Here is a 25,662-nt window from a genome sequence, read left to right on the forward strand (position 1 = left end):
GCGGGCCCTCAGATGATCGGCTCGTGGACGGTGACGAGCTTGGTGCCGTCCGGGAAGGTGGCCTCCACCTGGACGTCGTGGATCATCTCGGAGACGCCGTCCATGACGTCGTCCCTGGTGAGGATCTTGCGGCCGGAGGACATCAGCTCGGCGACGGTGCGGCCGTCCCGCGCGCCCTCCAGGATGTGCGACGTGATGAGGGCGACCGCTTCCGGGTGATTGAGCCGGAGGCCCCGGGCCCGGCGCTTCTCGGCCACGTCGGCTGCCACATGGATGAGCAGCCGTTCTTGTTCGTGCGGGGTCAGTTGCACGTCCCACCTCACAGTCCTTGCTCCGGACCGTGCGGGGTCCGGCTGCCGCAGCCACCGCGGCGGGGATAGGTGTAACACACAGACAAATCCCCGAATCGTCGTCAATCCGGGCGGAAGAAACCCCTGGTGGCGTCGATCGGCAGGCTAGGACGCCGGAGTTTCAACGACGTTAACCAGACTTTGGACCGTGCATGACCGCCGGATGGGCTCCGGCAGAGACGGCGTCTCAGGAGTCGCCCGGCGGCCGGTGCTCGGCGGCGATGTCGTAGCGCTGCCGTCCGCGCGGCGCGGAACCGGCCTCGCGCACCCCGGACACGGAGCTGATGACCCGCTCCTCGGCCTGCCCCTCGGCCCGCTCCCCGGCCTGCTCGTCCAGTGCGTCCAGCCGTTCCAGGTCGGCGGCCGAGACCAGCGCGACCAGCGGCTTGCCGTGCCGGGTCACGACGACGCGTTCACCGCCGTAGACCACCCGGTTGATCAGATCGGCGAGCTCAGCCCTGGCTTGCGTCACCGGAATCTCGTAGGCCATACCTCCATCATACCTTCACGTACATCCTGTACATTCCTTACAGGTATGACCGCACCCCCGGGATCCGTACGCGCGGCCGGCCCGGCGATCTCCTCGTCCGGGCCGGGAAGTTGCTCCGGATCCGGGCGGCGACGGAGGAGAGAAGCCCGTCCGGCACACGGGGGCGCACGGCCGGGCCACCCACCCGGCACGCGCCGAGGGCGAGCTGACCGGCAGTCATCCGGTGACGGCCGGCCTGAAGGGTCGCATCGGCCTCGCCCGGCGCGGGGGCACCCGCGGCGGCCCGCGTACGGCCCGGGCCCAGGCCAAGGCGGCAGAGCCGCGGAACGCGCCCGGACCGATGCACGGGCGGGGCGGGACGGAGCCGCAGGGGGACACGCGGGCACGGGCGCCGCGGCTGCCGGCCGGTGCACGCCGGGCCGCTCGCGCCGTGCTCCCGCCGCACGGCGTCGGCCGGGGCGGACGCCCGGGCGGCCGGCGACACCCGCGCGTCGACACACGCCGTTCGGACCGGACTTCAAACGGCCCGAACGACGTACCGCCGACCGGTGTATATCCAGATCGTTTTCCGGCGCTCCCGGGTTGCGCGACGCGCGGGTTCATGTGTCGCCGGGAAAGCCTTTCTTCCCAGGTCCGGGGCTACGGACGGGATCTGACGGAGACTCGAACAGAACCCTGTCCACCCGAACGGGTGAGTGGTGAGTAACGCCACAAATCCTCGGTTCCGTTGGGATTTTCGGACAGTGGTGAGCCAAGATCCCTGTCTGACGACAAGCCCCCGCCACCGCGGCGGGGCGGTCCGGGCGGACGCCGAGTCCTGCCGCCGCCCGGATGACCGGTCGACAGGAGTGGATCGGCAGGAGTGGAGGACCCAAGCTAGGCGGGTTCGCCGGAACGGAAGTCCGTCTGTTCGACACAGACGGACCAAGGCTCCGAGCAACCCTTGGGGTGAAGCCGCGGCAACGCGGCCGGGCAACTTCGCCAGCCCGAATCCGACAGGTCATCCTTCACAGGCGGCTGACGAAGGGTTGCGCATGACTGCGCTCAATCGTGTCCCGTCGCTGATGGCCCGGGCCGGCACGGCCTCGGCACTCACCCTCGCCGCCGTGGGCGGCTCGATCGCGGTGCCCGGTCTCGCCACCGACGCCTCCGCCGCGACCATCGCGACGAAAGCACTCAAGATCGCGGCTTCCAAGAAGGGCGCGCCGTACGCGTGGGGTGCCAGCGGACCGCGCAGGTTCGACTGCTCGGGGCTCACGCTCTACTCGTTCAAGAAGGCCGGCAAGAAGCTCCCGCGCACCGCCGCCCAGCAGTACAACAAGTCGCACCACATCTCCGCGCGCAGCCGCAAGGCCGGCGACCTGGTCTTCTTCCACTCGGGTTCGTACGTCTACCACGTCGGCATCTACGCCGGTCACGGGAAGATCTGGCACGCCCCGAAGACCGGGGACGTGGTGAAGCTCCAGAAGATCTGGACCAAGAGCGTCTGGTACGGCCGGATCAGCTGACCGGCCCTCAGGCCAGGAGCGGCTCCAGCAGCAGGGCCGCTCCGAGCGCCGCCAGCGCCACCCCGGTGCCCGCCTGAAGCCCACGGGCGGCCCGGGGCCGGCGCAGCCACCTGCCCAGCCGGTCCACCAGGAGGGCGACCACCTGGAACCAGGCCAGCGCCAGTGCGCACACGATCAGCGCGAGGAGCAGCGTCCGGGGCAGGGCGTGGCTCCCCGCGGGCACGAACTGCGGCAGCAGGCTCAGGAAGGTCAGCGAGGCCTTCGGGTTGAGCACGTTGGTCACGAAGCCCTGCCGGAGCGGATGGGCGGCCCCCACCGCCTCCTCGGGGCCCTGGGAGGCCTGCCCGAGCCCCCACAGGGTGCGCAGCCCGAGCTGCAGCACATAGACGCCGCCCAGCAGCTGCAGCGCGCGGAACAGCGCGGGCACGGCGATCAGGACGGCCGCGACGCCGGCCACCGCGAGGGCGGTGTGCACGAGCAGCCCGCCCGCGATGCCGAGCGCGCAGACCGCGCCGGCCCGGCGCGAGACGAGCGCGTTGCGTACGACCACGGTGAAGTCGGCGCCCGGCATGGCCACCAGGCCCGCGGCGATCCCGGTGAAAGCGATGAGCTGTCCGTCCATGCGCTCCAGGCTGCCCCGCCGACGCCTTCAGCAGGTATTTCGAATACTGAGGGCTAGCCTTAAGCATTGCTTTACTCTGGGACGCATGTACGACCCCACCCGGCTCGCCGCGCTCGTGGCGGTCGCGGAGGCCGGCTCGATCACCCGGGCCGCCGACCGGCTCGGCTACACACCGCCCGCCCTCTCCCAGCAGCTGGCCAAGCTGGAGCGGGAGGCGGGCACGGCGCTGCTGGTGCGCCATCACCGCGGGGCCCGGCTGACCGAGGCGGGCGAGGTCCTGGTGGCGCACGCCCGGCGGGTGCTCGACGAGCTGGAGCGGGCCCGGCACGAGCTGGCGCGGCTGACCGGCCTGAGCGGCGGCGTGCTGCGGCTCGGCACCTTCCCGACCGCCGGGGTCCATCTGCTGCCGCCGGCGCTGACCGCGTTCCGCCGGGCGCATCCCGACGTACGGCTGTCGGTCGCGGACTACGACCCGCCGGCCGGGGTCACCGCGGTGGCGGCCGGCGAGGTGGACCTGGCGCTCACCCACACCTACCGTCCGGCCGAACCGACGCCGGTGCCGGCCTCGGTGCGGCTGGAGCCGGTCCTGGTGGAGGAACTGGTGCTGGTGACCGCGCCGGGGCACGCGCTCGGCAGCGTCTCGTCCCGGCTGCCGCTGGCGGAGCTGGCCGGGCAGCCGCTGATCAGCATGGCGCCGCATCATCCGGCGCGGCGGGAGATCGAGGCCCTGCTCACCGGGGCGGGGGCCACACCGGCGCTGCTGGTGCCGACTCCCGGGTACGCCGTGGTGTGCGCGTTGGTCAGTGCCGGGCTCGGGGTGGCCGTGGTACCGGAGATGGTGGCGCGGACCGCGACCACGCCGGTCGGGATGCGGCCTCTGGAGGGCGGCCGGCTGGGCCGCACGATCTCGGTGGCGTACCGCGCGGACGAGACGAACCCGGCCGCGGACGTCTTCCGTGCGCTGTTGCGGGGGGCGTTCGGCCGGGCGGGGAGAGGAACGGCCGGCTGAGGACCACCGCCGCGAGCACCACCCGTCCACTGTGCGGTCCGACCCCGCGGGGAACCCTCCGTGCGGGTGTCGTCCGGTCGGCGGCGGTCCAGGCCGGCGCCCGGGGTCACGGCTTCGGGGGCAGCCCCGCCGGGACCGCCGGGACCGCCGCGGCCTGGACGGTCCAGGGGAGTTCGATGGAGACCGTCTTGCCGCCCTCGCGGGTGGGGCGGACGCGGAGTCTGCCGCCGCACTCCGCGGTGAGACAGCGGATGATGACCATGCCGCGGCCGTTGTCCTGCTGGACGGCGGCGGGCAGTCTCTTCGGGAAGCGGGGATGGCTGTCCGTGACGCCGATGCGCAGGTGTTCGTCATGGTGCAGAGCGATGTCGACGGTGAAGGTGGGTGACTGGCCGAAGGTGTGCTGTACGGCGTTGGTGGCGAGTTCGGAGACGATGAGCCGCACGGTGTCGGCGACATCGGTGTCCGACGGGAGGCCCCACTCCGCCAGGGTGCCCACGACGTAGGAACGGGCGGCGGAGACCGAGGCGGGATCGCTCGGCAGAGTGACGGATGCTTCCAGATGGTCTGCCATGGCGACGTCGTCCCTTTCCCGCGGGACCGATGTCCGACAGACGGCGGAGGGTTCGAGTACGGTCCCGGACTGGTGCTTGCCCGTCAGATTGCCATCACCGGGACGGTCACGGGGGGCGATCCACCAAGATATGCATATATCTGTCGCTCGAAGCGGTGAACTCTGCGACGCGAAACCGTATTTGGGCGGCCCGGAAGGAGTAAGGAGGAGCCCATGCAGAACGGTCCGGCAGTACGCCGTCGCAAACTGGGCGCCGAACTGCGAACGCTGCGTACCGGCGCCGGGCTCACGAGCGGTGAGGCGGCCCGGCTGGTCGGCTGGCACCAGTCGAAGGTGAGCCGCATCGAGACCGGTTCCAGCGGTGTGAAACCGGCCGATCTGGGGTTACTGCTCGACGCCTACGGGGTGCGGGACGGACACCTGCGCGAGTTGCTGCTGATGCTGGCGGGGGCGGAGGACGCGGGTGGCCGGCACCGATGGTGGCATGCCTACCGCGGGGTGCTGCCACCCACGTACCGCGATTTCATCAGTCTGGAGTCACAGGCGAGCGCGATGCGGACCCTGGAGACCACGGTCGTGCCCGGCCTGCTGCAGACTCCCGAGTACGCCCGCGCGGTGACCCGGGCGGCCGTGAAGGACCTGGCCGAGGACCGCCTGGACACGCTGGTGGAGGTGCGTCTGGCCAGGCAGGACGTACTGCGTTCGAACCCGCCGCTGGTGCTGAGCGCCGTACTGGACGAGGCGGTGCTGCGCCGCGAGGTCGGCGGTCCGGGAGTGATGGCCCGCCAGCTGGAGCGGCTGACGGAGGCCGCCCGTCTGCCGCAAGTCCGGCTGCAGGTCCTGCCGTTCGGGGCGGGAGCCCATGTCGGCCTCACCGGCCCTTTCGTTATCTTCTCATTTCCGAGCACTTCTGATCTGGATGTGGTGGTTCTCGACCAGTTGACGAGTAGCCTCTACCTGGAACGGAAAGAAGACCTGATGGCCTACTCCGAGGCCTTCAGCACCCTTCAGTTCCACGCCCTTTCCCCCGAGGAATCGTTGGACTACATCGCCGGGATAGGTGACGGCGTGTAAGGAGGCACCATGTCAGCTCTGCCTCGGAACGTTCCCGCCAGTACCGAACTGCAGGACGTGCGCTGGCTGCGCAGCAGCTACAGCACGGGAGCCAACAACTGCGTGGAGACGGCCCGGCCGCGCTCCGGCCCCGCGGCCGGACTGCTCGCCGTGCGCGACTCGAAGAACCCGGCCGGACCCGCGCTGCTCTTCTCAGCCGCCGGCTGGGCGGGCTTTGTCACCACGCTTTGACCACCATCTGATCAGAACCGATCAAATCTATCCACACTCGTGCGACACACGGCCGTGTCACGCCGACTCATGGTCGCGTTTCGCCGATGACCCGTACAGCGCGTTCGATCTCGGCCCCGGACAGGTCCGCGCGGGCGGTCAGCCTCAGCCGTGAGATGCCGTCGGGCACGGAAGGAGGACGGAAGCAGCCCACGGCCAGGCCCGCCGACCGGCAGTCGGCCGCCCAGCGCACCGCCTGCTCCGGGGAGGGAGCCCGCACGGAGACCACCGCGGCGTCCGGACGTACCGCCTCCAGACCCGCGGCGGTCAGCCGTGCGTGCAGCTCCGCGGCCACCTCCCGGGCCCGCGCCGCCCGTTCGGGCTCGCGCTCCAGCAGCCGCAGCGCCGCCAGCGCGGCACCGGCCGCCGCCGGCGCCAGTCCCGTGTCGAAGATGAACGTCCGGGCCGCGTTGACCAGGTGGTCGATCACCCGGGCCGGGCCGAGCACCACCCCGCCCTGACTGCCCAGCGACTTGGACAGGGTCGCCGTGACGACCACGTCGGCGGCGCCCGCGAGCCCCGCCGCGTACGGCGCGCCCCGGCCGCCGTCGCCCAGCACGCCGAGTCCGTGGGCGTCGTCCACCACCAGCCCCGCGCCGTGCTCCCGGGCCGCCGCGGCCAGCGCGGCCAGCGGGGCCTGGTCGCCGTCGACGGAGAACACCGTGTCGGAGACGACGATCGCCGCCCCCTCGTGCGCGCCGAGCGCCTTGCGCACGGCCTCCGGGTCGGCGTGCCCGACCACCTGCGTCTCGCCCCGGGCGAGCCGGCAGCCGTCGATGAGGGAGGCGTGGTTGCCCGCGTCGGAGACGATCAGCGAGCCGTGCGGGCCGAGCGCCGTGACCGCGGCCAGGTTGGCGGCGTAGCCGGAGGAGAACACCAGGGCCGCCTCGAACCCGCAGAACGCGGCCAGCGCCCGCTCCAGCTCGGTGTGCAGGCCGGTGGTACCGGTGACCAGCCGGGAGCCGGTGGAGCCACCGCCCCAGGTGCGGGCGGCCTCGGCCGCTGCCCCGGTGACCTCGGGGTGGCGGGCCAGGCCCAGGTAGTCGTTGCTCGCCAGGTCCAGCAGCGGCGAGTCGGCGGGGCGCGGACGCAGGGTGCGCACGAGTCCGGCGCGGCGGCGCGCCTCGGCCTGCTCGTCGATCCAGCCGAACGCCATGGGTCCTCCGGTGCTTTTGTAGGTAGCGGACAGACCCTAGCGGCACGACCAGTCACCCACTGTGTGGCAATACCCACACGGTGAACCGTCTCTGTTGTGCGAAGTCTCCTTGGCCCGGGACGGTCCCGTAAGACAGGATCGGACCTCATGGACCTGCTGAACACGCTGGTGGACAAGGGGCTTCGGCGCGAGCTGCCGACCCGCGAGGAAGCGCTCGCCGTACTGGCCACCTCCGATGACGACCTGCTCGACGTGGTGGCCGCGGCCGGAAAGGTGCGCCGGCACTGGTTCGGGCGTCGGGTGAAACTCAACTATCTGGTCAACCTCAAGTCCGGTCTGTGCCCGGAGGACTGCTCCTACTGCTCCCAGCGGCTCGGCTCCAAGGCCGACATCCTGAAGTACACCTGGCTCAAGCCGGACGAGGCGTCCGAGGCCGCCGCCGCGGGCCTCGCGGGCGGCGCCAAGCGGGTCTGCCTGGTGGCCAGCGGGCGCGGTCCGACGGACCGGGACGTGGACCGGGTCTCGGAGACCATCAAGGCCATCAAGGACCAGAACGAGGGCGTCGAGGTGTGCGCCTGCCTCGGCCTGCTCTCCGACGGCCAGGCCGAGCGGCTGCGCGAGGCGGGCGCGGACGCCTACAACCACAACCTCAACACGTCCGAGGGGACGTACGGGGACATCACGACCACCCACACGTACGCCGACCGGGTGGAAACGGTGCAGAAGGCGCACGCGGCCGGGCTGTCCGCCTGTTCGGGTCTGATCGCGGGCATGGGCGAGACCGACGAGGACCTCGTCGACGTCGTCTACTCGCTGCGTGAGCTGGACCCGGACTCGGTGCCGGTGAACTTCCTGATCCCGTTCGAGGGCACCCCGCTGGCCAAGGAGTGGAACCTCACCCCGCAGCGCTGCCTGCGGATCCTGGCGATGGTCCGGTTCGTCTGCCCGGACGTGGAGGTCCGCATCGCGGGCGGCCGTGAGGTCCACCTGCGCACGATGCAGCCGCTGGCGCTGCACCTGGCCAACTCGATCTTCCTCGGCGACTACCTGACCAGCGAGGGCCAGGCCGGCAAGGCCGACCTGGACATGATCGCGGACGCCGGCTTCGAGGTGGAGGGCGCCGACCAGGTGACACTGCCGGAGCACCGCGCCGGGGAGGCGGGCGGCTGCGGCTCGCACGCGAGCGCCGGCTGCGGGTCGGGCGCCGACGCGGGCTGCGGGTCGGGCGCCGAGGCCGGCTGCGGCTCGCACGAGGCCGGCGGCATCTGCGGTACGGCCGCCGTCGCCACGGCCGGCGAGGCGCGCACCGACCTCGTCGCCGTCCGCCGCCGGGGCGCCGGAACGGATCTCGCGCCCAATGCCTGATCTCGGCGTGCCGGAGCTGCTGGAGCTGGACCGGCGTCATGTGTGGCACCCCTACGGCCCGATGCCCGGGCAGTCGGAACCGCTCGTCGTGGAGGCGGCGAGCGGGGTCCGGCTGCGGCTGGCGGACGGTGCCGGGGAACTGGTCGACGGTATGTCCTCGTGGTGGTCGGCCGTCCACGGCTACCGCCACCCGGTCCTCGACGAGGCCGTGCGCGAGCAGCTGGGCCGGATGAGTCATGTGATGTTCGGCGGGCTCACGCACGAGCCCGCCGTCCGGCTCGCTAAGCTCCTTGTCGACATGTCGCCAGATGGTCTGGAGCACGTCTTCCTGGCCGACTCCGGTTCGGTGTCGGTCGAGGTCGCGGTGAAGATGTGCCTGCAGTACTGGCGTTCGCTCGGCCGGCCGGCCAAGCAGCGGCTGCTGACCTGGCGCGGCGGCTACCACGGCGACACCTGGCAGCCGATGTCGGTGTGCGATCCCCAGGGCGGGATGCACGAGCTGTGGTCCGGGGTGCTGCAGCGCCAGGTGTTCGCGGATCCGCCGCCCGCCGAGTACGAGGAGTCGTACGCGGAACAGCTGCGCGAGCTGATCGCGCGGCACGCGGACGAACTGGCCGCGGTGATCGTGGAGCCGGTGGTGCAGGGCGCGGGCGGGATGCGCTTCCACTCCCCCGCCTATCTGCGGGTGCTGCGCGAGGCGTGCGACGCGCACGACGTGCTGCTGGTGTTCGACGAGATCGCCACCGGCTTCGGCCGCACCGGCGCGCTGTTCGCGGCGGAGCACGCGGCGGTCTCCCCCGACGTGATGTGCGTGGGCAAGGCGCTGACCGGCGGCTATCTGTCGATGGCGGCCACCCTGTGCACCGCGCGGGTCGCCGACGGCATCTCGCGGGGCGAGGTGCCGGTGCTCGCGCACGGCCCGACGTTCATGGGCAATCCGCTGGCCGCGGCCGTGGCCTGCGCCTCCATCGAACTGCTGCTGGGACAGGACTGGCTCGCGGAGGTCAAGCGGATCGAGGCGGGTCTGCGGGAGGGCCTGGCGCCGGCGCGCGACGTTCCCGGGGTGCGGGACGTCCGGGTCCTCGGGGCCATCGGGGTCGTCCAGCTCGACCACGCGGTCGACATGCGGGCGGCCACCGCTGCCGCCGTGCGGGAGGGCGTGTGGCTGCGCCCGTTCCGCGACCTGATCTACACGATGCCGCCGTACGTCACCTCGGACGAGGACGTGGCGCGGATCGCGCGCGCGGTGTGCGCCGCGGCGCGGGAGGGATGAGATGCCGGTACTGGTGATCACGGGAACGGGCACGGAGGTCGGCAAGACCGTCACCACCGCCGCCGTCGCCGCGGCGGCGCTCGCGGCCGGGCGTTCGGTGGCCGTGCTCAAGGCCGCCCAGACGGGCGTCCTGCCGGACGAGCGCGGGGACGCGGACGAGGTCGCGTGGCTCGCGGGTCCGGTCACGACCGACGAACTGGCCCGCTATCCGGAGCCGTTGGCGCCGGGCACGGCGGCCCGGCGGGCCGGTATGGCGCCGGTGCACCCGCACGAGGTGGCCGAGCGGGCCGCCAAGCTGGCCACCGAGCACGATCTGGTGCTGGTGGAGGGGGCGGGCGGACTGCTGGTCCGCTTCGACGCGGCCGGCGGCACGCTGGCCGACACGGCCCGGCTGCTGAACGCTCCGGTGCTGGTCGTCGCGCAGGCCGGGCTCGGCACCCTCAACACCACGGAGCTGACGGCTCGCGAACTGCGGCGGCGCGAGCTGGAGTTCGCCGGGGTGGTGATCGGCAGCTGGCCGGCCGCCCCGGATCTGGCCACCCGCTGCAATGTGGCCGACCTGCCGGAGGTCGCCGCCGCCCCGCTGCTCGGCGCGCTGCCGGCCGGGGCCGGGGCGCTGTCGCCCGCCGCGTTCCGCACGGCCGCGCCGGGCTGGCTCGCCCCGCGGCTGGACGGGACCTGGGACGCGGAGGCGTTCCGGGTGCGCGAGGCGCCGTAGCCCGGCCGGGAACCTTCCGGCGTGTGCCGTTCCGGCCGCCGCTCCGGGCGGCCGGAACGGCGGAGTGGCGGTCTCCCCCGTCGGCACCGACACGGCGGAGTCCGGTGGGGTGCGCCGGGCCGTCCCGGGGGACACTCTCCCTAGGGCCGTCCTGTCCAGGGAGGTTGCCATGCGACTGTTGTCCACCCGTTCCGGCCGGGTGACGCGGGGTCCCGTCCACCATCCGCTGTTCGCCCGCTACTACGCCCGGATCAGCGTCGGCGCCGAGTCCCGGCTCGGGATGGCCGGGGTGCGGGAGCGGCTGCTCGCCGGGCTGTCCGGGCGGGTGATCGAGATCGGCGCGGGCAACGGGCTGAACTTCGGGCACTATCCCGGGGCCGTGGCGGAGGTGGTGGCGATCGAACCGGAACCGCGGCTCAGGCAGTTGGCGCTGGAGTCCGCGCTGCGCGCCCAGGTGCCGGTGGACGTGGTGCCGGGCGCGGCAGAGGCGCTGCCGGTCAAGAGCGAGGCGTTCGACGCGGTCGTGCTCTCCCTGGTGCTGTGCAGCGTGCGGGACGTCCCCCGGACGCTCGGCGAGGTACGGCGGGTGCTCCGGCCCGGCGGCGAGGTGCGGTTCTTCGAGCACGGGCAGGGCGGCGGCCGGGCCATGACTCTGACCCAGCACGCCCTGGACCGGACCCTGTGGCCGGTCCTCAACGGCGGCTGCCATCTGGCCCGGGAACCGGTCGCCGCGCTGCGCGAGGCCGGTTTCCGCCTCGGACCGCACCGGCGCGTGATGCTGCCGGAGCGTGGGCCGGCGCTGCCGACCTCCTACTGTGCGCTCGGGGTCGCCTGGCGGCCGGACGAGCCGGACGGGCGCTGACCGGCCGGCGGCGTCAGCCGCTCCAGCGGCGCAGCTCGCGCGCGATGTCGTCGACGTCCGCCGTGCCGTCCTTCACCAGCCGGGCGAGGTCCCGCACCTGCTCGGGCGTGGTGACCACCTTCTCCCCGCTGGCCACCAGGTAGGCGTAGGCGACCGCCGAGGCGAACAGCGCGTTGGAGCGTTCCAGCGCCGGTACGTGGATGAGCAGTTGCAGCAGGGCGGCGGCGCGGGCGTGCGGGGTGTCATAGACGGGCACGCCGAATATCCGGGCGCGGTGCCGGGCGACGGCGGCGACCAGGGCACCCCAGTCGGTGACCTGCGGGTCCCCCGGCGTCTTCTGTTCGGCGAGCATGAGCAGCCAGGCGAGGTCGATGCTGAGATCGTTCAAGGAATCGGCTTCGGGGGGTCGGCTTCGGGAGCGCGGCTCGGGGAGATCACGCTTCAGCAGAGCAGCTCGGGCGGATCGTCCGCAAGGCTCAGCAGCGCTCTTCGGCCGCGTCGGTGCCGCGCGCCTCGGCGAACTCCTCGGTGAACACGGACTCGTACTGCTTCATGAAGTCGGCGGCCGCGTCGACGAACGTCCGGCCCGTTTCCCCGGCGTCCTGTCTGACCAGCTCCTCGATGTAACGGTTGACGCTGATGCCGCGGGCCTGGGCGCGCTCGCGGGCCGCGCGGGCGGTGCCCTCGTCCACGCGCACGTTCAGCTGGGTCTTCGCCATGCTTCGACGCTAGCGCCGGGACGCTAGCCGCGGCAAGGGCGCACGGATGCGCTGCGCCGGGTCCCCGGTGTCCCTTACGCTCGCCCCCGGACGGGCAGTTCAGGCGACCGGGGAGGCGGTCTTGTCGACACCTGCTGCGCAGCATGTATCCGGCCGCACGCCGGACGGCGGGATCGCGGCCCGCGCCCGCGGGCTGACCAAGGCGTACGGCTCCGGTGAGACGGCCGTGCTCGCCCTGGACGCGGTGGACGTGGACATCGCGCGGGGCCGGTTCACCGCCGTGATGGGCCCCTCGGGCTCCGGCAAGTCCACGCTGATGCACTGCCTCGCGGGCCTCGACACGGTCTCGGCCGGTCAGGTGTGGCTCGGCGAGACCGAGATCACCGGGCTGCGCGAGCGGGAGCTGACCCGGCTGCGGCGGGACCGGATCGGGTTCATGTTCCAGTCGTTCAACCTCATCCCGACGCTGACGGCGGCGGAGAACATCACGCTGCCGATGGACATCGCGGGCCGCCGGCCCGATCCGCGGTGGCTGGACCGGGTCGTCGACGCCCTCGGGCTGCGCGACCGGCTGGGGCACCGGCCGGCCCAGCTCTCCGGCGGCCAGCAGCAGCGGGTCGCGTGCGCGCGGGCGCTGGCCTCCCGGCCCGAGCTGATCTTCGCCGACGAGCCGACCGGCAATCTGGACTCGCGGGCCGGTCTGGAGGTGCTGGGCTTTCTGCGCGAAGCGGTGGACGACCTCGGGCAGAGCGTCGTCATGGTCACGCACGACCCGGGTGCCGCCGCCCACTCCGACCTGGTGCTGTTCCTCGCCGACGGGCGGATCGAGGACGAGCTGCCGGGGCCGACGGCGGAGGCCGTGCTGGAGCGGATGAAACGATTCGAGGTGGTCCGACGCCCCTCCGGCGACGGCCTCGGCGGCCAGGAGGGCTGACCCCGTGCTCAAGGCGACCCTGCGGAGCTTCCTGGCGCACAAGGGGCGGCTGGCCCTGTCCGCGCTGGCCGTGATCCTGTCCGTGGCGTTCGTCGCGGGCAGCCTGATCTTCTCCGACACCGTCACCCGCACCTTCGACCGGCTGTTCGCCTCCACCGCCGCCGATGTGACGGTCCAGCCGAAACAGGATCTGCGGTCGGCCCGGCTGAGCGGGACGGTGCAGACCCTGCCCGCCGCGCTGCGGGACCGGGTGGCGACGGTCGACGGGGTCGCGGCGGCCCGGGCCGAGGTGTCGGTGCAGAACGCGTTCGTGGTCGACCGCCACAACAAGTCCGTCGGCCCGACCACCGGCGCCCCGACCATCGTCACGGCCTGGCACGTCACCCACCACAGCCCGGTGAGGATCACCTCCGGGCGCGCCCCGCTCGGCCCCGGTGAGGCCCTGCTGGACGCCGACACGGCCGACCGGAAGCACGTGCGGACCGGTGACCCGCTGACCGTGCAGGCGCAGCCCGGCACGTTCCGGGTCCGGGTCGTCGGCATCGCCACCTTCACCACGACCAACCCCGGCGCGGCCCTGGTCTACCTGGACCCGGCGGTGGCCGGCCGGGAACTGCTCGGCTCGTCCGCGAAGGCGACCAGCGTGACGGCGGACGCGGCGGCGGGCGTGTCCGACGCCGAACTCGAACGCAGGATAGGCGCGGCGCTCGGCACCCGCACATACGACGTGAAGACCGCTGCCGAGCAGGCCAAGTCGGCGGCGGCCACCCTCGGCACGTTCCTCGACGTGATCAAGTACGTGATGCTGGGCTTCGCCGGCGTCGCCCTCCTCGTGGGTGTGTTCCTGATCGTCAACACGTTCTCCATGCTCATCGCCCAGCGCACCCGTGAACTGGGGCTGCTGCGGGCACTGGGCGCGGACCGGCGGCAGGTTCGGCGCTCGGTGCTCACCGAGGCCCTGCTGCTGGGGCTGGTCGGCTCCACACTCGGTCTGGCCGCCGGAACGGGGCTGGCGTACGGGCTGATCCGGCTGATGAGCGCGTTCGGGATGAACCTGAAGGCCACGGAGATGGTGATCGGCTGGGGCACACCCGTCGCGGCCTACGTCGTCGGCCTCGGTGTCACCTTCGTGGCCGCCTACCTGCCGTCACGGCGCGCGGCGGCCGTCTCGCCGATGGCGGCGCTGGCGGACGCCGAAGTCGCCGGTGTGGGCAGGCCGTTGACGGTGCGGGCGATCGCCGGGGCGGTGGTCGCGGCGGCCGGCGCGGCGGCACTGGCCGGGTGTGCGGCGGCGACGCGGACCGCTCAGGCGGCCTCGCTGCTCGGTGCCGGTGTCGCCCTGACCCTGATCGGGACCGTCGTCGCCGGGCCGCTGCTCGTCCGGCCGGTGATCCAGGTGCTGGGCGGGGCCTTCCCGGCGCTGTTCGGCCCGGTCGGCCGGATGAGCCAGCGCAACGCCCTGCGCAATCCGCGCCGCACCGGCGCCACCGCCGCCGCGCTGATGGTCGGGCTGGCCCTGGTCAGCGGGATGTCGGTGGCGAGCGCCTCGATGTCGGCGTCGTTCGACCGGCAGATCGACCGGACGCTGGGCGCCGACTTCGTGGTCCAGAACGCCAACTTCATGCCGTTCACCCGTCAGATCGCGGACCGCGTCACCGCGACCCCGGGGGCCGGGCTCGTGGTACGGCAACGGCTCACGCCCGTCGCCGTACGCCTGCCGGACGGCCGGCGGGTGAGGACGACCGCCGCCGGGTACGGCCCGGGGCTCGACGACGTCGCGCACCTGACGTACGCGCGGGGCGGCTCGGCGGCCGCCCTGGCCGACGGACACCTGGCCCTGGACGCCGACTGGGCCCGGGACCACCGGGTGCGCCTCGGCAGCGTGCTGCCGGTCGAGTTCCCCGGTGGCGGACGGGCGGAGCTGACCGTCGGGGCGCTGACCGACCAGGAGTCGGCCGAGGGGTTCGGCACCCAGGGCGGCATCTTCTTCGGGCTGGCCACGCTGGAGAAGTACGTGCCGGACGGTCAGGACTCAGCGCTCTACGTCAACGCCGCACCCGGCACGGGGGCGGCGGACCTGCGGCCTCGCCTGGAACGGGCGCTCACGGCGTTCCCGCAGGTCCAGGTGCGCGACCAGGCCGACTACAAGGAGCTGGTGCACGACCAGATCGCCGTCCTGCTGTACCTGGTGTACGCGCTGCTGGGGCTGGCGATCGTCATCGCCGTGCTCGGGGTGGTCAACACCCTCGCCCTGTCGGTCGTGGAGCGGACCCGGGAGATCGGGCTGCTGCGCGCGATCGGGCTGGCGCGGCGGCAGCTGCGCCGGATGATCCGGCTGGAGTCGGTGGTGATCGCGGTGTTCGGGGCGGTCCTGGGGCTGGCGCTGGGGCTGGTGTGGGGCCTGTGCATGCAGCAGGTGCTGGCCCTGCGCGGACTGACGGCCCTCGCGATCCCGTGGGGCACGATCGTCGTGGTGATGATCGGCTCGGCGGTGGTGGGCGTGGTGGCGGCCCTGCTGCCGGCGCTGCGGGCGTCGCGGATGAACGTGCTGGCGGCGATCGCCCACGAGTGAGCGCCCGCGGGCGGACATGATGGGATGGGCTCGGATCCGGCTCAAGTCACCTTTCGCTGAGGAGAGTTCATGCCCCGCCCGTTCCGTTTCGGAGTCAACCTGCTCAACGCCGCGCCCGCCGCCGAATGGCGCGCCAAGTGCCGTCGCGCCGAGGAACTGGGTTACGACGTGATCCTCGTCCCGGACCACCTCGGGATGGTCGCGCCGTTCCCGGCGCTGGTCGCGGCGGCGGAGGCGACCGAACGGCCGCGGCTCGGCACGTTCGTGCTCAACGCCGGCTTCTGGAACCCGGCCCTGCTGGCCCGCGAGGTGGCGACCACGGACGCGCTGACCGGCGGCCGGCTCGAACTCGGCCTCGGCACCGGGTACGTGCCGGCGGAGCACGAGGCGGCCGGGCTGCCGTACGGTTCGCCGCGCGAACGGGTGGACCACCTGCGGCGGACGGTGGAGGAGCTGGAGCGGCTGCTCGGCTCGGCGGACCACGAGCCGCGGCCGGTTCAGGCCCGGGTGCCGGTGCTGATCGGCGCCAACGGCGACCGGATGCTGCGCCTGACCGCCGAGCACGCGGACATCGCGGCCTTCACCGGGGCCCGGCCGGGGAACACCCCCGGCTCGCTGGAGCCGCTCGGCGCCGACGAGCTGGACGAACGCGTGGCCCGCTACCACGCGGCGGCGGACCGGGCGGAGCCCGCCGAGCTGAACCTGCTGATCCAGCTGGTGGCTGTCACCGACGACCCGGAGCCCGCGCTGAAGCCGCTGCTGGAGCGGCAGGCCGGGCTGACCCTGGACGAGGCGCTGGCCCTGCCCCTCGTGCTGGCCGGTCCGCTGGACCGGATCGTGGCGAAGGTGCGGGCGCAGCGCGAGCGGTTCGGGTTCTCGTACCTGACCGTGCTGGAGCCGTTCATGGAGGCGTTCGCGCCGGTGATGGAGCGGCTGCGGGCGGAGTCCGCATGACGGAATCCCCGCGCGGCACGGCCGGTTCGTGATCACGATGGCCGCATGACCGAACCGCGCGTACGTGCCGCCGTCCCCGACGACCTGGACGCCGTCCTCGCCTTCTGGAAGACGGCCGCCGAGGGCACGAGCATCAGCGACGACCGGGCCGGGGTGGAGCGGCTGGTGGCCCGCGATCCCGAGGCGCTGCTGCTCGCCGAGTCCGGGGGCGAGCTGGTGGGCACGGTGATCGCCGGCTTCGACGGCTGGCGGTGCCATCTGTACCGGCTCGCGGTGCATCCGGAGCGGCGGCGGCAGGGCATCGGCTCGGCGCTGCTGGCCGCCGCCGAGGAGCGTTTCGCACGCCTCGGCGGGCGCCGGGCGGACGCGATGGTGCTGGTCCGCAACGAGACTGCGCAGCACGCCTGGCGTTCGGCCGGGTACGGGCCCGAGGAGCGCTGGCGGCGCTGGGTGAAGCCGCTCGGCGGCTGAGCGGAGGACCGGGCGGCCGGGAGGCGGAAGGGACGGGCGAACCGGGAATCGGACCGGGATCCACAGGCACGAGAGGGTTCTTTGCCCATCCTTTACCATTGAGGGAGCACTCGGCCCTCTATGAAAGGTTGTGAGCGTCCGTCCATGGGCGAGCCTCCCGGTACGCGACACCGCGCGCACTCCCCTGACCTGCCCGATCATGGGACGGGGGTGACCCGATGACCGAAGTGCTCCTCCTTCTGGTGGCGATCCTGCTGTCAGTGGCCTGCGGCGCCTTCGTGGCGGCGGAGTTCTCGCTGACCACGGTCGGACGCGGCGAGCTGGAACGGGCCGCCGAGCGCGGCGAGCGCGGCGCCGCGGGCGCCCTGAAAGCCGTACGGAACCTGACCTTCCAGCTCTCCGGCGCCCAGCTCGGCATCACCGTGACCAACCTGGTGGTCGGCATGCTCGCCGAGCCGTCGATCGCCAAGCTGCTCGCCGGGCCGTTCCAGGCGCTGGGCCTGTCGCGGACCACGGCGAGCTCGGTCGCGCTGGTGCTGGGCACGGCCCTGTCGACGGTGTTCCTGATGGTCGTCGGCGAGCTGGTGCCGAAGAACTGGGCGATCTCCTCCCCGCTGGCCGTGGCCAAGCGGGTGGGCAGTGGGCAGCGCTGGTTCAGCGCCGTCTTCCGGCCCTTCATCACGCACCTGAACAACACGGCCAACCGCTTCGTGCGCCGGCTCGGCATCGAACCGGCCGAGGAACTCGCCTCCGCGCGCGGACCCCAGGAGCTGGCCGCGCTCGCACGGCACTCCGCCAAGGCGGGCGCCCTGGAGGCGGACACCGCCGAGCTGTTCGTCCGGACCCTGAACCTGGCCGACCTCACGGCCGAGAACGTGATGACCCCGCGCGTCCAGGTCGTCGCCCTGGACATGCAGGCGACCTGCGAGGACGTCGCCAACGCCACCCGGGCCACCGGTCTGTCCCGCTTCCCGGTCTACCGGGGCACCCTGGACGCGGTCGTCGGGACCGCCCACATCAAGGACGTCCTGGCCGTCCCCGCCGACCAGCGGCCCCACCGCACGGTCGCCCAGGTGATGCGCGAGCCCCTCCTGGTGCCCGAGTCGCTGACCGTGGACCGTCTGCTGGACCGGCTCTCCGGCAGGCGCACCATGGCCGTGGTCATCGACGAGTACGGCGGTACGGCCGGCGTGGCCACCCTGGAGGACATCGTGGAGGAGGTCGTCGGCGAGGTGCGGGACGAGCACGACCCGCACGAGACTCCCGACCTCGCCTCCGCCGGCGCGGACGAACGGGGCCGGGCCCTGTACTCGGCGGACGGCGCCGCCCGCACCGACCAGCTCGCCCGCGTGGGCCTGCGTGTGCCGGAGGGGCCGTACGAGACGCTGGCCGGCCTGGTCGCCACCGAACTGGGGCGGATACCGGCCGTCGGGGACAGCGTCGAGGTGGCCGGCTGGCGGCTGGACGTCGTCGACGCCTCGGGCCGCAGGGCCGCCCGCGTGCTGCTGCACGCGCCGCTGGACGACGAACGCGCCGGCGGGGCCGACGGGACCCGCGGGACACGGGAGGGAACGCGATGACCGCCGTACAGCTGCTGATCGGTCTGGCGACCCTCGTCGTCAACGCCTTCTTCGTGGGCGCGGAGTTCGCGCTGATCTCCGTACGCCGCTCGCAGATCGAGCCGCTGGCCCAGGAGGGCGACCGCCGCGCGCGCAGCGTGCTGTGGGGCCTGGAGCACGTTTCCGCGCTGCTGGCCGCCGCCCAGCTCGGCATCACGCTGTGCACGCTGGTGCTGGGCGTGGTCGCGGAGCCGGCGATCGCGCATCTGCTGGAACCGGTGTTCCACGCGGTGGGTGTGCCGGAGAGCGCGGGTCACGTCGTGTCCTTCGTGATCGCGCTGACCCTCGCCACCTATCTGCACATGCTGCTCGGCGAGATGGTCCCGAAGAACATCGCGCTCGCCGAACCCGTGCGCAGCGCCCTGCTGCTCGGCCCGCCGCTGGTCACGCTGGCCCGGGCGCTGCGGCCGGTGATCTTCGCGATCAACGCCTTCGCGAACGGGCTGCTGAAGCTGCTGCGCGTGGAGGCGAAGGACGAGGTCGCGGCCACCTTCACGGACACGGAACTCGCCGAGATCGTCAAGGACGCCAGCGAGGCGGGCCTGATCGACAACCGCGCGCAGGAACGCCTGCACGACGCCCTGGAGCTGGGCAGCCGACCGGTGCGGGACGTGATCGTGCCGCTGCGGGACGTGGTCTACGCGCACCTGGGGGTCACCCCGGAACAGCTGGAGAGGCTGTCGGCCGAGTCGGGCTTCTCCCGCTTCCCGGTGGTGGACACCGGCCGCCGGATCGTGGGCTACCTGCACGTCAAGGACGCCCTGGACGCCTCGCCGCGGGACATGCCGTTCCGGCTGCGGGACATGCGGTCCATCGCGCGCGTGCGGGAGGGGACGCCACTGGACGACGTGCTCACCGCGATGCGGGCGGGCCGGACACACCTCGCGGCCGTCCTCGGCGAGGACGGACGGCTGGCGGGCCTGGTGACCATGGAGGACGTCCTGCGGGAGCTGTTCGGCCAGCCCGCTCCGGGGTGACGCCCAGGGGCTTCCGGACCGTCACCCCGGTGCCGCTCCGGGAAACCCGGGGCGCGCCGCCCCGGGGCCGCCCCGGGATTCCGGGGCGACCGACCGACGGGTATGGCGCCGGGATACCATCGCTGTCGCCATGCAGACGAATCCCACACCTCCCCCGTACACCAGCCTGGTCGCGGTCGGCGACTCCTTCACCGAAGGCATGTCGGACCTGCTGCCCGACGGCTCCTACCGTGGCTGGGCGGACGTCCTGGCCGCGCGGATGGCCGGCGCTACGCCCGGGTTCCGGTACGCCAACCTCGCCGTGCGCGGAAAGCTGATCGGGCAGATCGTCGACGAGCAGGTGGCGACGGCCGCGGCCATGAACGCCGACGTGGTCACCCTGGTCGGCGGGCTGAACGACACCCTGCGCCCCAAGTGCGACATGGTCCGGGTCCGGGACCTGCTCACCGAGGCCGTGGAACGGCTGGCGCCCTCCTGCCGGCAGCTGGTGCTGATGCGCAGCCCCGGCCGCCAGGGCCCGGTGCTGGAGCGGTTCCGGCCCCGCATGGAGGAACTGTTCGCCTGCGTGGACGAGCTGGCCGGGAAGCACGGCGCCCTGGTGGTCGACCTCTACGGGGCGCCCTCGCTGGCCGACCCGCGGCTGTGGGACGTGGACCGGCTGCACCTGACGGCGGAGGGACACCGCCGGGTCGCCGAGGCGGTGTGGCAGACGCTCGGGTACGAGCCGGAGGACGCCGAGTGGCACGTGCCGACGGCGGCGACGCTCCCGCCGGGCTGGACGGCGCGCCGGATCGCCGACGCGCGGTTCGCCCGGCAGCACCTGATCCCGTGGATAGGCCGTCGCCTGACCGGCCGCTCCTCCGGCGACGGCCGCCCGCCCAAGCGCCCGGAGCTGCAGCCGTACGAGGGCCGGGCATAGCCTCACGGACCTGACCACCCGGGACAGCCGGCGGCGAGGGTGGCCGACGGCGAGGGTGGCGACGCGGCCGGGGATACCAGAGTGACCGGGGTCTCGTAGGTTCCGCCGAACGGGGGCGCTTTCGGATCTCCCCCGTGGAAGCTGTCCCACACCGTCGCCGCGGCCCGCAGATCCTCGACGTCCGGGCGCACGTACTTCCGCTTCGTGAAGGTCGCGTTCGTGTGGCCGGCCCACGCCGCGAGAATGTGGTCGGGCACGCCGGCGTTCGCGAGGTACGTCAGGCAGGAGTGCCAGGCGTCGTACAGGCGAACCTGCCGCATCTCCAGCTCTCGCATCAGCCGGTACGCGTGCCCGCCCGCCCTCTCGCCCCTGAGGGGCGGGGGTGCTGAGGGCGGACTGGCGATCGTGGACGGGACCGCCCCCGACGGGGGCGGAGGCGGTCCCGCGTCTCCAGCGCCGACCTCTCTACCCCGATTCGCCGTCTAGGGCTGCGCTGGAGAACTGTTCCGTACCCGGCGCGGTCGGCGACGCTGCCGGGCACGGGGCCTACTCGAACCACACGGTGCCTGTCGTGTCGGTGATGGAGTGTCGGCCGGTGTAGTAGTCCTCGTGTCGCCGATCGGCGTGGGGGCGCCTTGTGCACCACGCCTTGCCGTTCTGGTGCTTCAAACCGCAGTAGCCGGCTGCGCGGCGGGCTGACTGCGCGGCCTCCGCTCTCCGTGTCGCGTAGTCCTTCTGCTTCGCGGTCATGGGCGTAGCTCCAGGGCGAGGGCCTGCAGCGCGCGGCGGGTCTGGCAGAACGTGGCGTCGTCCGTGCACTGCTCGCACCGGCCGCGGTGGTCGTCGCGCGCGGCGAGGACGGCCCGGCGGGCACACGGCCGGCAGGCACGGGGGAACCAGTGGCCGCCGTCGGTGGCGCGCTCGCCGAGGTCGATGGCCGTCGCGGTGGACAGCGGCTCGGCGCCCCACACGCACTCTGCGCCGCGTGCCCTGGCGTCGGGTAGAACTTCCAGCCGCGGCAGCGGGATGAGCGGCAGGAGTTCGGCGGGGATGTCGACCAGGGCTCTGGTCTGGGCGGTTGTCATGCGGTCGTCTCCGCTTCGGTCCGGTAGCCATGCGTGACTGGCGGGCAATGCAGTTCCCAGCCAGCCGGGTGCACCGTGAGGCCGCCGACGTCGTCGAGTTCGTCGGCGAGGTTGGGCGGGAGCAGCCACCAGGTCAGGCTGCTGCGCACGTTGCCGAGGACCGGGCCGTGCAGGTTCAGGTGCATCCGTCGGAGCGCTTCGAGGGCCCGGGCCAGGGGTGTCTCGGCGACGCGCCAGTGGGAGCCTGTGGGGATCGCGGCCAGCTGCTGGGCGTCCCACGCGCGTTGCGCCGCGCCTGGGTCAGGGGCGCAGGACAGTAGCCAGTCCTGCCCTTCTCGTACCGGGGCGAGGGGGAGGTGTGTCGCCATGCCGTGACCGTATGCAGGGCGGTTGCGGGCCTGCGCGCCGATTGCGCGAGACTGCGCACGCCGCTGCGAAGGTTGCGGCTGATTGCCTACGAGAGGTCGAGAGAGCCCCGTGCACGGCCGATCAGCCGCCGTGCCGGGGCGCCGTACTCGGCGGACTCAGCGAGCCATTCCCACGCCCGCTCATACAGCGCGAGGTCTTCGTCGCCCGTCAGCCATAGTTCCTCGCTGATCGTCTCCACGATGACCAGGCGCCGGTCGTAGATCCAAAACGCGTGTGGTGCGGTACGGCGCAGTTGCGCGCCGAACGGGATGATGCCCAGCTCGATTCGGCGCTGCCCGACGAGGTTGTACAGGCGGTCCAGCTGCTCGGCCATCACGTCGTTGGGGCATGGCTGGTGATACAGGGCGGCCTCGCACACGAGGAACCGGAACGACTTCTCCGGGTCGTACAGTGCTTCCTGCCTGCGCATCCGTTTCTCTACCGCATCGTCGGTCGTAGGCGGGATGCCGCGGAAATCGGCGTTGGCGTCGAAGATGACGCGCGCGTACTCGGGCGTCTGGAACAACCCGGGGATCCGGGAGACCTCAAGACCGCGGATCAGCGACGTGGTCTCGGTCTGCCGTACTGCGATCTCCTGGCGGCCGCGGTGCCCGCCGGCCAGTTGCTTCCGCCACGATCGGTTGCGTTGCTTCATGTCCAGGCCGGCCAGCAGCCCGTGCAGTTCCGCCTCGATGTCGGGCCGTTCAAGGGCGCGCGCCCATGCGCTCAAGTCATCCCGGGTGGGCGTCTGCTTGCCGTTCTGCAAGCGGCTGACCTTCGAGGTCTGCCATCCGAGGCGCGCGGCGAGGTCTTTGCCTTCCAGCCCTGCCTCGGTGCGCAGCTCGCGCAGCCGTGCACCGAGGGCTTCACGGGCCGTCTGGAAGTCGGTGGTCACACGGTCGACGCTACCTGTCGCGCGAACTCCTGCGTGGGCACAGCGTGATGCCAGGCGGCGTCTCGGGCCTGGCATGCGGCGAGTACCTCTGCGGGGTCGTCGGTGACGTACACGCCGAGCGTGGTGTCGTCCTCGTCGAACGCGAACCGGGCGACGATGCGGGAGTCGAAGAGCCAGAAGTCGTAGTCGGGCAGGCGCAGCCGCTCGGCGTGGGCGCGGGTCAGGTTGCGGATGTCCTCGCCCGCGGCCACATTGCCGGGCGCGCTCGCGAGCAGGAACCGCTGCCCGTCGGTGGGCGGGTCGTCGACCAGGCGCACGCGCTCGAACCGCTTCCCCGCGGCCGTCTGCTCGGCGACGTTCTCCCGCCACGCGTTGGCGGGGTCGGCAGCGATGTCCTCGCCGGACTGCCAGCGTGCCCACTTCGGGCTGCGGCGGTCGGAGGCGTAGCCGCGGCGCGTCTCCAGCCGCCAGGCGGTGTGCCGGAACTCGCGGAACATGTGGGCGATGGACGAGAACGGCGCCAGTGCCGGGGCCTCGGTCTTCGGCGCGTACCGGGTGAGCAGGCTACGCGGGACGCGTACGAAGGTCTCCGTGGGCTTCACGTCGCGCAGCTGCACCAGATGTTCGGGGTCGGTCTCGCGGTCACCCTGCACGAGGATCTCGTCGGTTCCCTCGATCTCGTACAGGGTGGGGCAGTCGCCGTCGTCGCTGGTGGTGCCGATGAACCTGAGCGCCATGGTGCCTCCACGTTCTGGTAGTTGAACCCCCAGAATGCGCGGGACGGCGCCGAGGCGGAGAGCGATTGCGGCAGATTGCGCGCGCTCGCACGGGCGTGCTTATTGCGCGCAACCAGACCGCCAGCGGTCAGACCTTGGGCACTGTCCACGTGATCGGTTCGCGGCCCTGGGGCGCGTAGATGATCTCGTTGGGGCGGCTGCCCTTCTCCACGCTCAGCGTGATCAGGCCACGCAGGCATCTGCCGGGTTGGACGAGGGAGCCGACGACGGGGTACTCCGGCTTGGGGATGCCGGCGCCGCTGATGCCGGGGGCCTGCAGCTGCGTGTCGTCGGGGAAGCCGAGCTTCCAGGGCGTCTGGCTGACCTGCACGTTGGAACTGGTGGGGTCGGCACACACTTTCACGTCGATCAGCGCCCACACGGGGTGAGGGAAGTCGGAGAGTGCCTGAACGAGATGGACGCCGGGAGCGGGCTGCGTGTAGCGGAGGACGGTGGTGGTGCCGCTGACGTGGCTGCCGTCGAGGTCTGTGTCTGACCAGTGATGCCCGGAGCCGAGCCGAAGCGGGGCGCTGGCGGCCTTGGGTGAGGCCGTGGCAGTGGGCGTGCTGCTGGGCTTTGCAGCGGGCTTGGTCGCCTTGTCATCGTTGCCTTCGCTGCTGCAGGCGGTGGCGGTGGTGATGGCGAGTAGGGCGCCGGCGAGCGCGGCTGTCCTCGTGTGCATGGTGTCCCCTTTGGGTCAATGCGCGGGAGGATCATGCGTGCATCGATGGTGACGGGTAGGCCTTGTGTCCGGCTTGTGACGCGAGAAGCAATGGCGAGGTCTACCTCGGGATCGCGTCCTACACCGAAGCGGCGCTCGAAGGCGCTCTGCCGCTGCCGACCGAGGAAGTCCCAACGTGTCGCCTGTGCGACTTCGTTGTACAGCGCCTCAACTGCGCAGCCTATTGCGGGTTCGTACACTTCGGGCACCAGCTCTTGCAGGGAAATGAGCTGGGCATGGGCGGCGATGTTGAGTGGCCACGCTCGACGGGGTCCGTAGATCTTCTGCAGCGAGCGTAAGGGTAGTCATCGACTGAGACACAGCAGTTTGAGCCCAGTCCGGCCGGCTCGTTGACTGGGCGCACTGGCGGCTTCAGGGTGAACTCGCCTGCAGCGAGTGGACGCCGCCGTGCCGTCGCCGATGGACTACGACTGGTGAGAGCACGAGCGCCCCGCCACTCGGGCGGGGCGCTGTGGCCGGTTCTGCTACTTGCCGACGTTGATCTTCTCGTTGTCGAGGAGGGCGGTGTGGGTCGCCGCAGTGATCATCATCAGAATGAGGAGCAGGCCCGCGAACGGTGCCCCCGCGTCACCGTCCTTCGGACTGATCAGGAACACGCTGCCGAAGATGACGAGCTCCCCGACCACGTAGGTGATCGCCAGCCACGGCTTGACGACGCCTTTCACCGCGGCGACGACGAATGGTACGGCGGCGGCCAGGCCGAGGGAGACGAGAGGGACGAGTGTCCAGATCACCTTGGCCACGGAGGTGTTGAACATGCGGGGCCGGGTGGGGGTGTACGGGGTGGTGAAGTAAGGGTTCGTGGCCATGGGTCTCCCTCGCGGTTGTGGGTGGCGTGTGGGGCAGTGTGCTGCGGTGGGGCGGGGTCCGTGGGGGTTTCTGACGAATTGACGCCTACGGGTGATCGGGCTGTCGTGTGGCGTGCCGCTCTGGACTCAGCGGCTGCCCGCCTCATGCGTACGACGCCAGGCGTTGTGGGCGCGCCGACCGGCTCGCAGGCGGAGCTTGCGGCCGCGGCAGCGCGGGCAATTTTGGGTGCCTGCGGGGTGGGCTCGCTCGTCGGGCACCGCCGGCGAAGGCAGCGAAGGCGGCGATCAGGGTGACGGCGGCGACGTACTCGCTCTTCCGCGGCCGGTACGCGGCGACGAGCCGGGCGACCTGGGCGAAGGTCCAGCGGCTGACGCTGTGGGTGCGGTGGGCGTGGCCGCCGGCGACGGTGCGGCGGGGGGGCGGCCGGGGGGACGGCGAGGCGCTTGGCGGCGGAGCGCAGTCCCTTGACGACACCGGCGGCGATGGCCACGGTGGCGAGGGAGCGGGGGG

29 protein-coding genes and 1 riboswitch are annotated in these 25,662 nt (G+C 72.3%); of the genes, 15 read left to right on the forward strand and 14 right to left on the reverse strand.

All coding sequences use genetic code 11. From position 1 onward, the window contains the following. Window positions 1-8 precede the first annotated feature (8 nt). Window positions 9-311 carry an urease subunit gamma gene (locus FHS34_RS07835; protein ID WP_184962520.1) on the reverse strand — a complete coding sequence of 101 codons (303 nt, stop codon included), beginning with the start codon at window positions 309-311 and terminating at the stop codon, window positions 9-11. Between the two features lie 226 nt (window positions 312-537). Beyond that, window positions 538-840: a type II toxin-antitoxin system Phd/YefM family antitoxin gene (locus FHS34_RS07840; RefSeq protein ID WP_184962522.1), complete on the reverse strand. Its 303-nt coding sequence runs from the start codon at window positions 838-840 to the stop codon at window positions 538-540. An 877-nt stretch (window positions 841-1,717) separates the two neighbouring features. Beyond that, a riboswitch (cyclic di-AMP (ydaO/yuaA leader) is annotated at window positions 1,718-1,871 on the forward strand. A gap of 3 nt (window positions 1,872-1,874) precedes the next feature. Between FHS34_RS07840 and FHS34_RS07845 the strand changes: the two genes are divergently transcribed. Next, complete coding sequence (locus tag FHS34_RS07845; RefSeq protein ID WP_184962525.1) at window positions 1,875-2,348, forward strand: C40 family peptidase; 474 nt, start codon at window positions 1,875-1,877, stop codon at window positions 2,346-2,348. A 7-nt stretch (window positions 2,349-2,355) separates the two neighbouring features. Here FHS34_RS07845 and FHS34_RS07850 read toward each other — a convergent pair whose 3' ends face one another. Continuing rightward, on the reverse strand, window positions 2,356-2,970 hold the full coding sequence (locus tag FHS34_RS07850) for a LysE family translocator (protein ID WP_184962527.1): 615 nt from the start codon (window positions 2,968-2,970) through the stop codon (window positions 2,356-2,358). Between the two features lie 85 nt (window positions 2,971-3,055). On the opposite strand from FHS34_RS07850, the gene FHS34_RS07855 reads away from it, so the two are divergent. Next, the gene (locus FHS34_RS07855) at window positions 3,056-3,979 is read left to right on the forward strand and encodes a LysR family transcriptional regulator (RefSeq protein ID WP_184962529.1); all 924 of its coding nucleotides are present in this window, start codon (window positions 3,056-3,058) and stop codon (window positions 3,977-3,979) included. A 106-nt stretch (window positions 3,980-4,085) separates the two neighbouring features. Here FHS34_RS07855 and FHS34_RS07860 read toward each other — a convergent pair whose 3' ends face one another. Beyond that, window positions 4,086-4,553: an ATP-binding protein gene (locus FHS34_RS07860; RefSeq protein ID WP_184962531.1), complete on the reverse strand. Its 468-nt coding sequence runs from the start codon at window positions 4,551-4,553 to the stop codon at window positions 4,086-4,088. A 213-nt stretch (window positions 4,554-4,766) separates the two neighbouring features. Between FHS34_RS07860 and FHS34_RS07865 the strand changes: the two genes are divergently transcribed. Beyond that, a complete protein-coding gene (locus FHS34_RS07865; RefSeq protein WP_184962533.1) occupies window positions 4,767-5,627 on the forward strand; it encodes a helix-turn-helix domain-containing protein in 861 nt (286 codons plus the stop codon). Window positions 5,628-5,636: 9 nt separating this feature from the next. After that, window positions 5,637-5,858 carry a DUF397 domain-containing protein gene (locus tag FHS34_RS07870; protein WP_184962535.1) on the forward strand — a complete coding sequence of 74 codons (222 nt, stop codon included), beginning with the start codon at window positions 5,637-5,639 and terminating at the stop codon, window positions 5,856-5,858. 67 nt (window positions 5,859-5,925) lie between these two features. Here the strand turns inward: FHS34_RS07870 and FHS34_RS07875 are convergent, their stop codons facing one another. Beyond that, the gene (locus FHS34_RS07875; protein WP_184962537.1) at window positions 5,926-7,053 is read right to left on the reverse strand and encodes an 8-amino-7-oxononanoate synthase; all 1,128 of its coding nucleotides are present in this window, start codon (window positions 7,051-7,053) and stop codon (window positions 5,926-5,928) included. A gap of 147 nt (window positions 7,054-7,200) precedes the next feature. Here FHS34_RS07875 and bioB point away from each other — a divergent pair, with 147 nt between their 5' ends. From bioB to FHS34_RS07895, 4 genes are all read left to right on the forward strand, one after another. Next, window positions 7,201-8,418 (forward strand): biotin synthase BioB, encoded by a 1,218-nt coding sequence (bioB, locus tag FHS34_RS07880; protein ID WP_184962540.1) that lies wholly within the window; start codon window positions 7,201-7,203, stop codon window positions 8,416-8,418. Then, window positions 8,411-9,691 carry an adenosylmethionine--8-amino-7-oxononanoate transaminase gene (locus tag FHS34_RS07885; RefSeq protein ID WP_184962544.1) on the forward strand — a complete coding sequence of 427 codons (1,281 nt, stop codon included), beginning with the start codon at window positions 8,411-8,413 and terminating at the stop codon, window positions 9,689-9,691. Before bioB ends, FHS34_RS07885 begins: the two co-directional genes overlap by 8 nt. Before the next feature lies 1 nt (window position 9,692). After that, complete coding sequence (bioD, locus tag FHS34_RS07890; RefSeq protein WP_184962548.1) at window positions 9,693-10,409, forward strand: dethiobiotin synthase; 717 nt, start codon at window positions 9,693-9,695, stop codon at window positions 10,407-10,409. A 169-nt stretch (window positions 10,410-10,578) separates the two neighbouring features. Beyond that, window positions 10,579-11,271 (forward strand): class I SAM-dependent methyltransferase, encoded by a 693-nt coding sequence (locus tag FHS34_RS07895; protein WP_184962551.1) that lies wholly within the window; start codon window positions 10,579-10,581, stop codon window positions 11,269-11,271. A gap of 13 nt (window positions 11,272-11,284) precedes the next feature. Here FHS34_RS07895 and FHS34_RS07900 read toward each other — a convergent pair whose 3' ends face one another. Further along, window positions 11,285-11,659, reverse strand: a complete 375-nt coding sequence (locus FHS34_RS07900) for a fic family toxin-antitoxin system, toxin component (protein WP_184962554.1) — start codon at window positions 11,657-11,659, stop codon at window positions 11,285-11,287. Window positions 11,660-11,747: 88 nt separating this feature from the next. Continuing rightward, window positions 11,748-11,990, reverse strand: coding sequence for a toxin-antitoxin system HicB family antitoxin (locus FHS34_RS07905; protein WP_184962556.1), 243 nt, complete (start codon window positions 11,988-11,990; stop codon window positions 11,748-11,750). A gap of 121 nt (window positions 11,991-12,111) precedes the next feature. Here FHS34_RS07905 and FHS34_RS07910 point away from each other — a divergent pair, with 121 nt between their 5' ends. The 7 genes from FHS34_RS07910 (at window position 12,112) to FHS34_RS07940 (ending at window position 20,436) form a co-directional block, all read left to right on the forward strand. Continuing rightward, the gene (locus tag FHS34_RS07910) at window positions 12,112-12,924 is read left to right on the forward strand and encodes an ABC transporter ATP-binding protein (protein ID WP_184962558.1); all 813 of its coding nucleotides are present in this window, start codon (window positions 12,112-12,114) and stop codon (window positions 12,922-12,924) included. 4 nt (window positions 12,925-12,928) lie between these two features. Continuing rightward, window positions 12,929-15,496, forward strand: coding sequence for an ABC transporter permease (locus FHS34_RS07915; protein WP_184962560.1), 2,568 nt, complete (start codon window positions 12,929-12,931; stop codon window positions 15,494-15,496). A gap of 69 nt (window positions 15,497-15,565) precedes the next feature. Continuing rightward, entirely contained in the window at window positions 15,566-16,450 is an 885-nt protein-coding gene (locus FHS34_RS07920) for an LLM class F420-dependent oxidoreductase (protein WP_184962563.1), read from the forward strand. Window positions 16,451-16,495: 45 nt separating this feature from the next. Then, entirely contained in the window at window positions 16,496-16,921 is a 426-nt protein-coding gene (locus FHS34_RS07925) for a GNAT family N-acetyltransferase (RefSeq protein WP_184962565.1), read from the forward strand. A gap of 218 nt (window positions 16,922-17,139) precedes the next feature. Beyond that, window positions 17,140-18,501 carry a hemolysin family protein gene (locus FHS34_RS07930; protein WP_184962567.1) on the forward strand — a complete coding sequence of 454 codons (1,362 nt, stop codon included), beginning with the start codon at window positions 17,140-17,142 and terminating at the stop codon, window positions 18,499-18,501. After that, a complete protein-coding gene (locus FHS34_RS07935; protein ID WP_184962570.1) occupies window positions 18,498-19,517 on the forward strand; it encodes a hemolysin family protein in 1,020 nt (339 codons plus the stop codon). The genes FHS34_RS07930 and FHS34_RS07935 overlap by 4 nt, the downstream gene beginning before the upstream one ends. Window positions 19,518-19,647: 130 nt before the next feature. Continuing rightward, window positions 19,648-20,436 carry an SGNH/GDSL hydrolase family protein gene (locus FHS34_RS07940; protein ID WP_184962573.1) on the forward strand — a complete coding sequence of 263 codons (789 nt, stop codon included), beginning with the start codon at window positions 19,648-19,650 and terminating at the stop codon, window positions 20,434-20,436. A 2-nt stretch (window positions 20,437-20,438) separates the two neighbouring features. On the opposite strand, the gene FHS34_RS42330 is transcribed toward FHS34_RS07940, so the two are convergent. The 7 genes from FHS34_RS42330 to FHS34_RS07975 form a co-directional block, all read right to left on the reverse strand. Beyond that, window positions 20,439-20,756, reverse strand: a complete 318-nt coding sequence (locus FHS34_RS42330) for a site-specific integrase (protein ID WP_225817702.1) — start codon at window positions 20,754-20,756, stop codon at window positions 20,439-20,441. Window positions 20,757-21,182: 426 nt separating this feature from the next. Beyond that, window positions 21,183-21,521 carry a hypothetical protein gene (locus FHS34_RS07950; RefSeq protein ID WP_184962575.1) on the reverse strand — a complete coding sequence of 113 codons (339 nt, stop codon included), beginning with the start codon at window positions 21,519-21,521 and terminating at the stop codon, window positions 21,183-21,185. Further along, window positions 21,518-21,889: a hypothetical protein gene (locus tag FHS34_RS07955; RefSeq protein ID WP_184962971.1), complete on the reverse strand. Its 372-nt coding sequence runs from the start codon at window positions 21,887-21,889 to the stop codon at window positions 21,518-21,520. The genes FHS34_RS07950 and FHS34_RS07955 overlap by 4 nt, the downstream gene beginning before the upstream one ends. 86 nt (window positions 21,890-21,975) lie before the next feature. Next, window positions 21,976-22,824: a helix-turn-helix domain-containing protein gene (locus tag FHS34_RS07960; RefSeq protein ID WP_184962577.1), complete on the reverse strand. Its 849-nt coding sequence runs from the start codon at window positions 22,822-22,824 to the stop codon at window positions 21,976-21,978. Beyond that, on the reverse strand, window positions 22,821-23,561 hold the full coding sequence (locus FHS34_RS07965; protein WP_184962579.1) for a DUF6879 family protein: 741 nt from the start codon (window positions 23,559-23,561) through the stop codon (window positions 22,821-22,823). The genes FHS34_RS07960 and FHS34_RS07965 overlap by 4 nt, the downstream gene beginning before the upstream one ends. Before the next feature lie 127 nt (window positions 23,562-23,688). Next, window positions 23,689-24,282, reverse strand: coding sequence for a hypothetical protein (locus FHS34_RS07970; RefSeq protein ID WP_184962581.1), 594 nt, complete (start codon window positions 24,280-24,282; stop codon window positions 23,689-23,691). Window positions 24,283-24,806: 524 nt separating this feature from the next. Beyond that, window positions 24,807-25,151: a hypothetical protein gene (locus tag FHS34_RS07975; protein ID WP_184962583.1), complete on the reverse strand. Its 345-nt coding sequence runs from the start codon at window positions 25,149-25,151 to the stop codon at window positions 24,807-24,809. Window positions 25,152-25,662: the final 511 nt, after the last annotated feature.

Source organism: Streptomyces echinatus (assembly GCF_014203595.1).
Lineage (GTDB): Bacteria > Actinomycetota > Actinomycetes > Streptomycetales > Streptomycetaceae > Streptomyces > Streptomyces echinatus.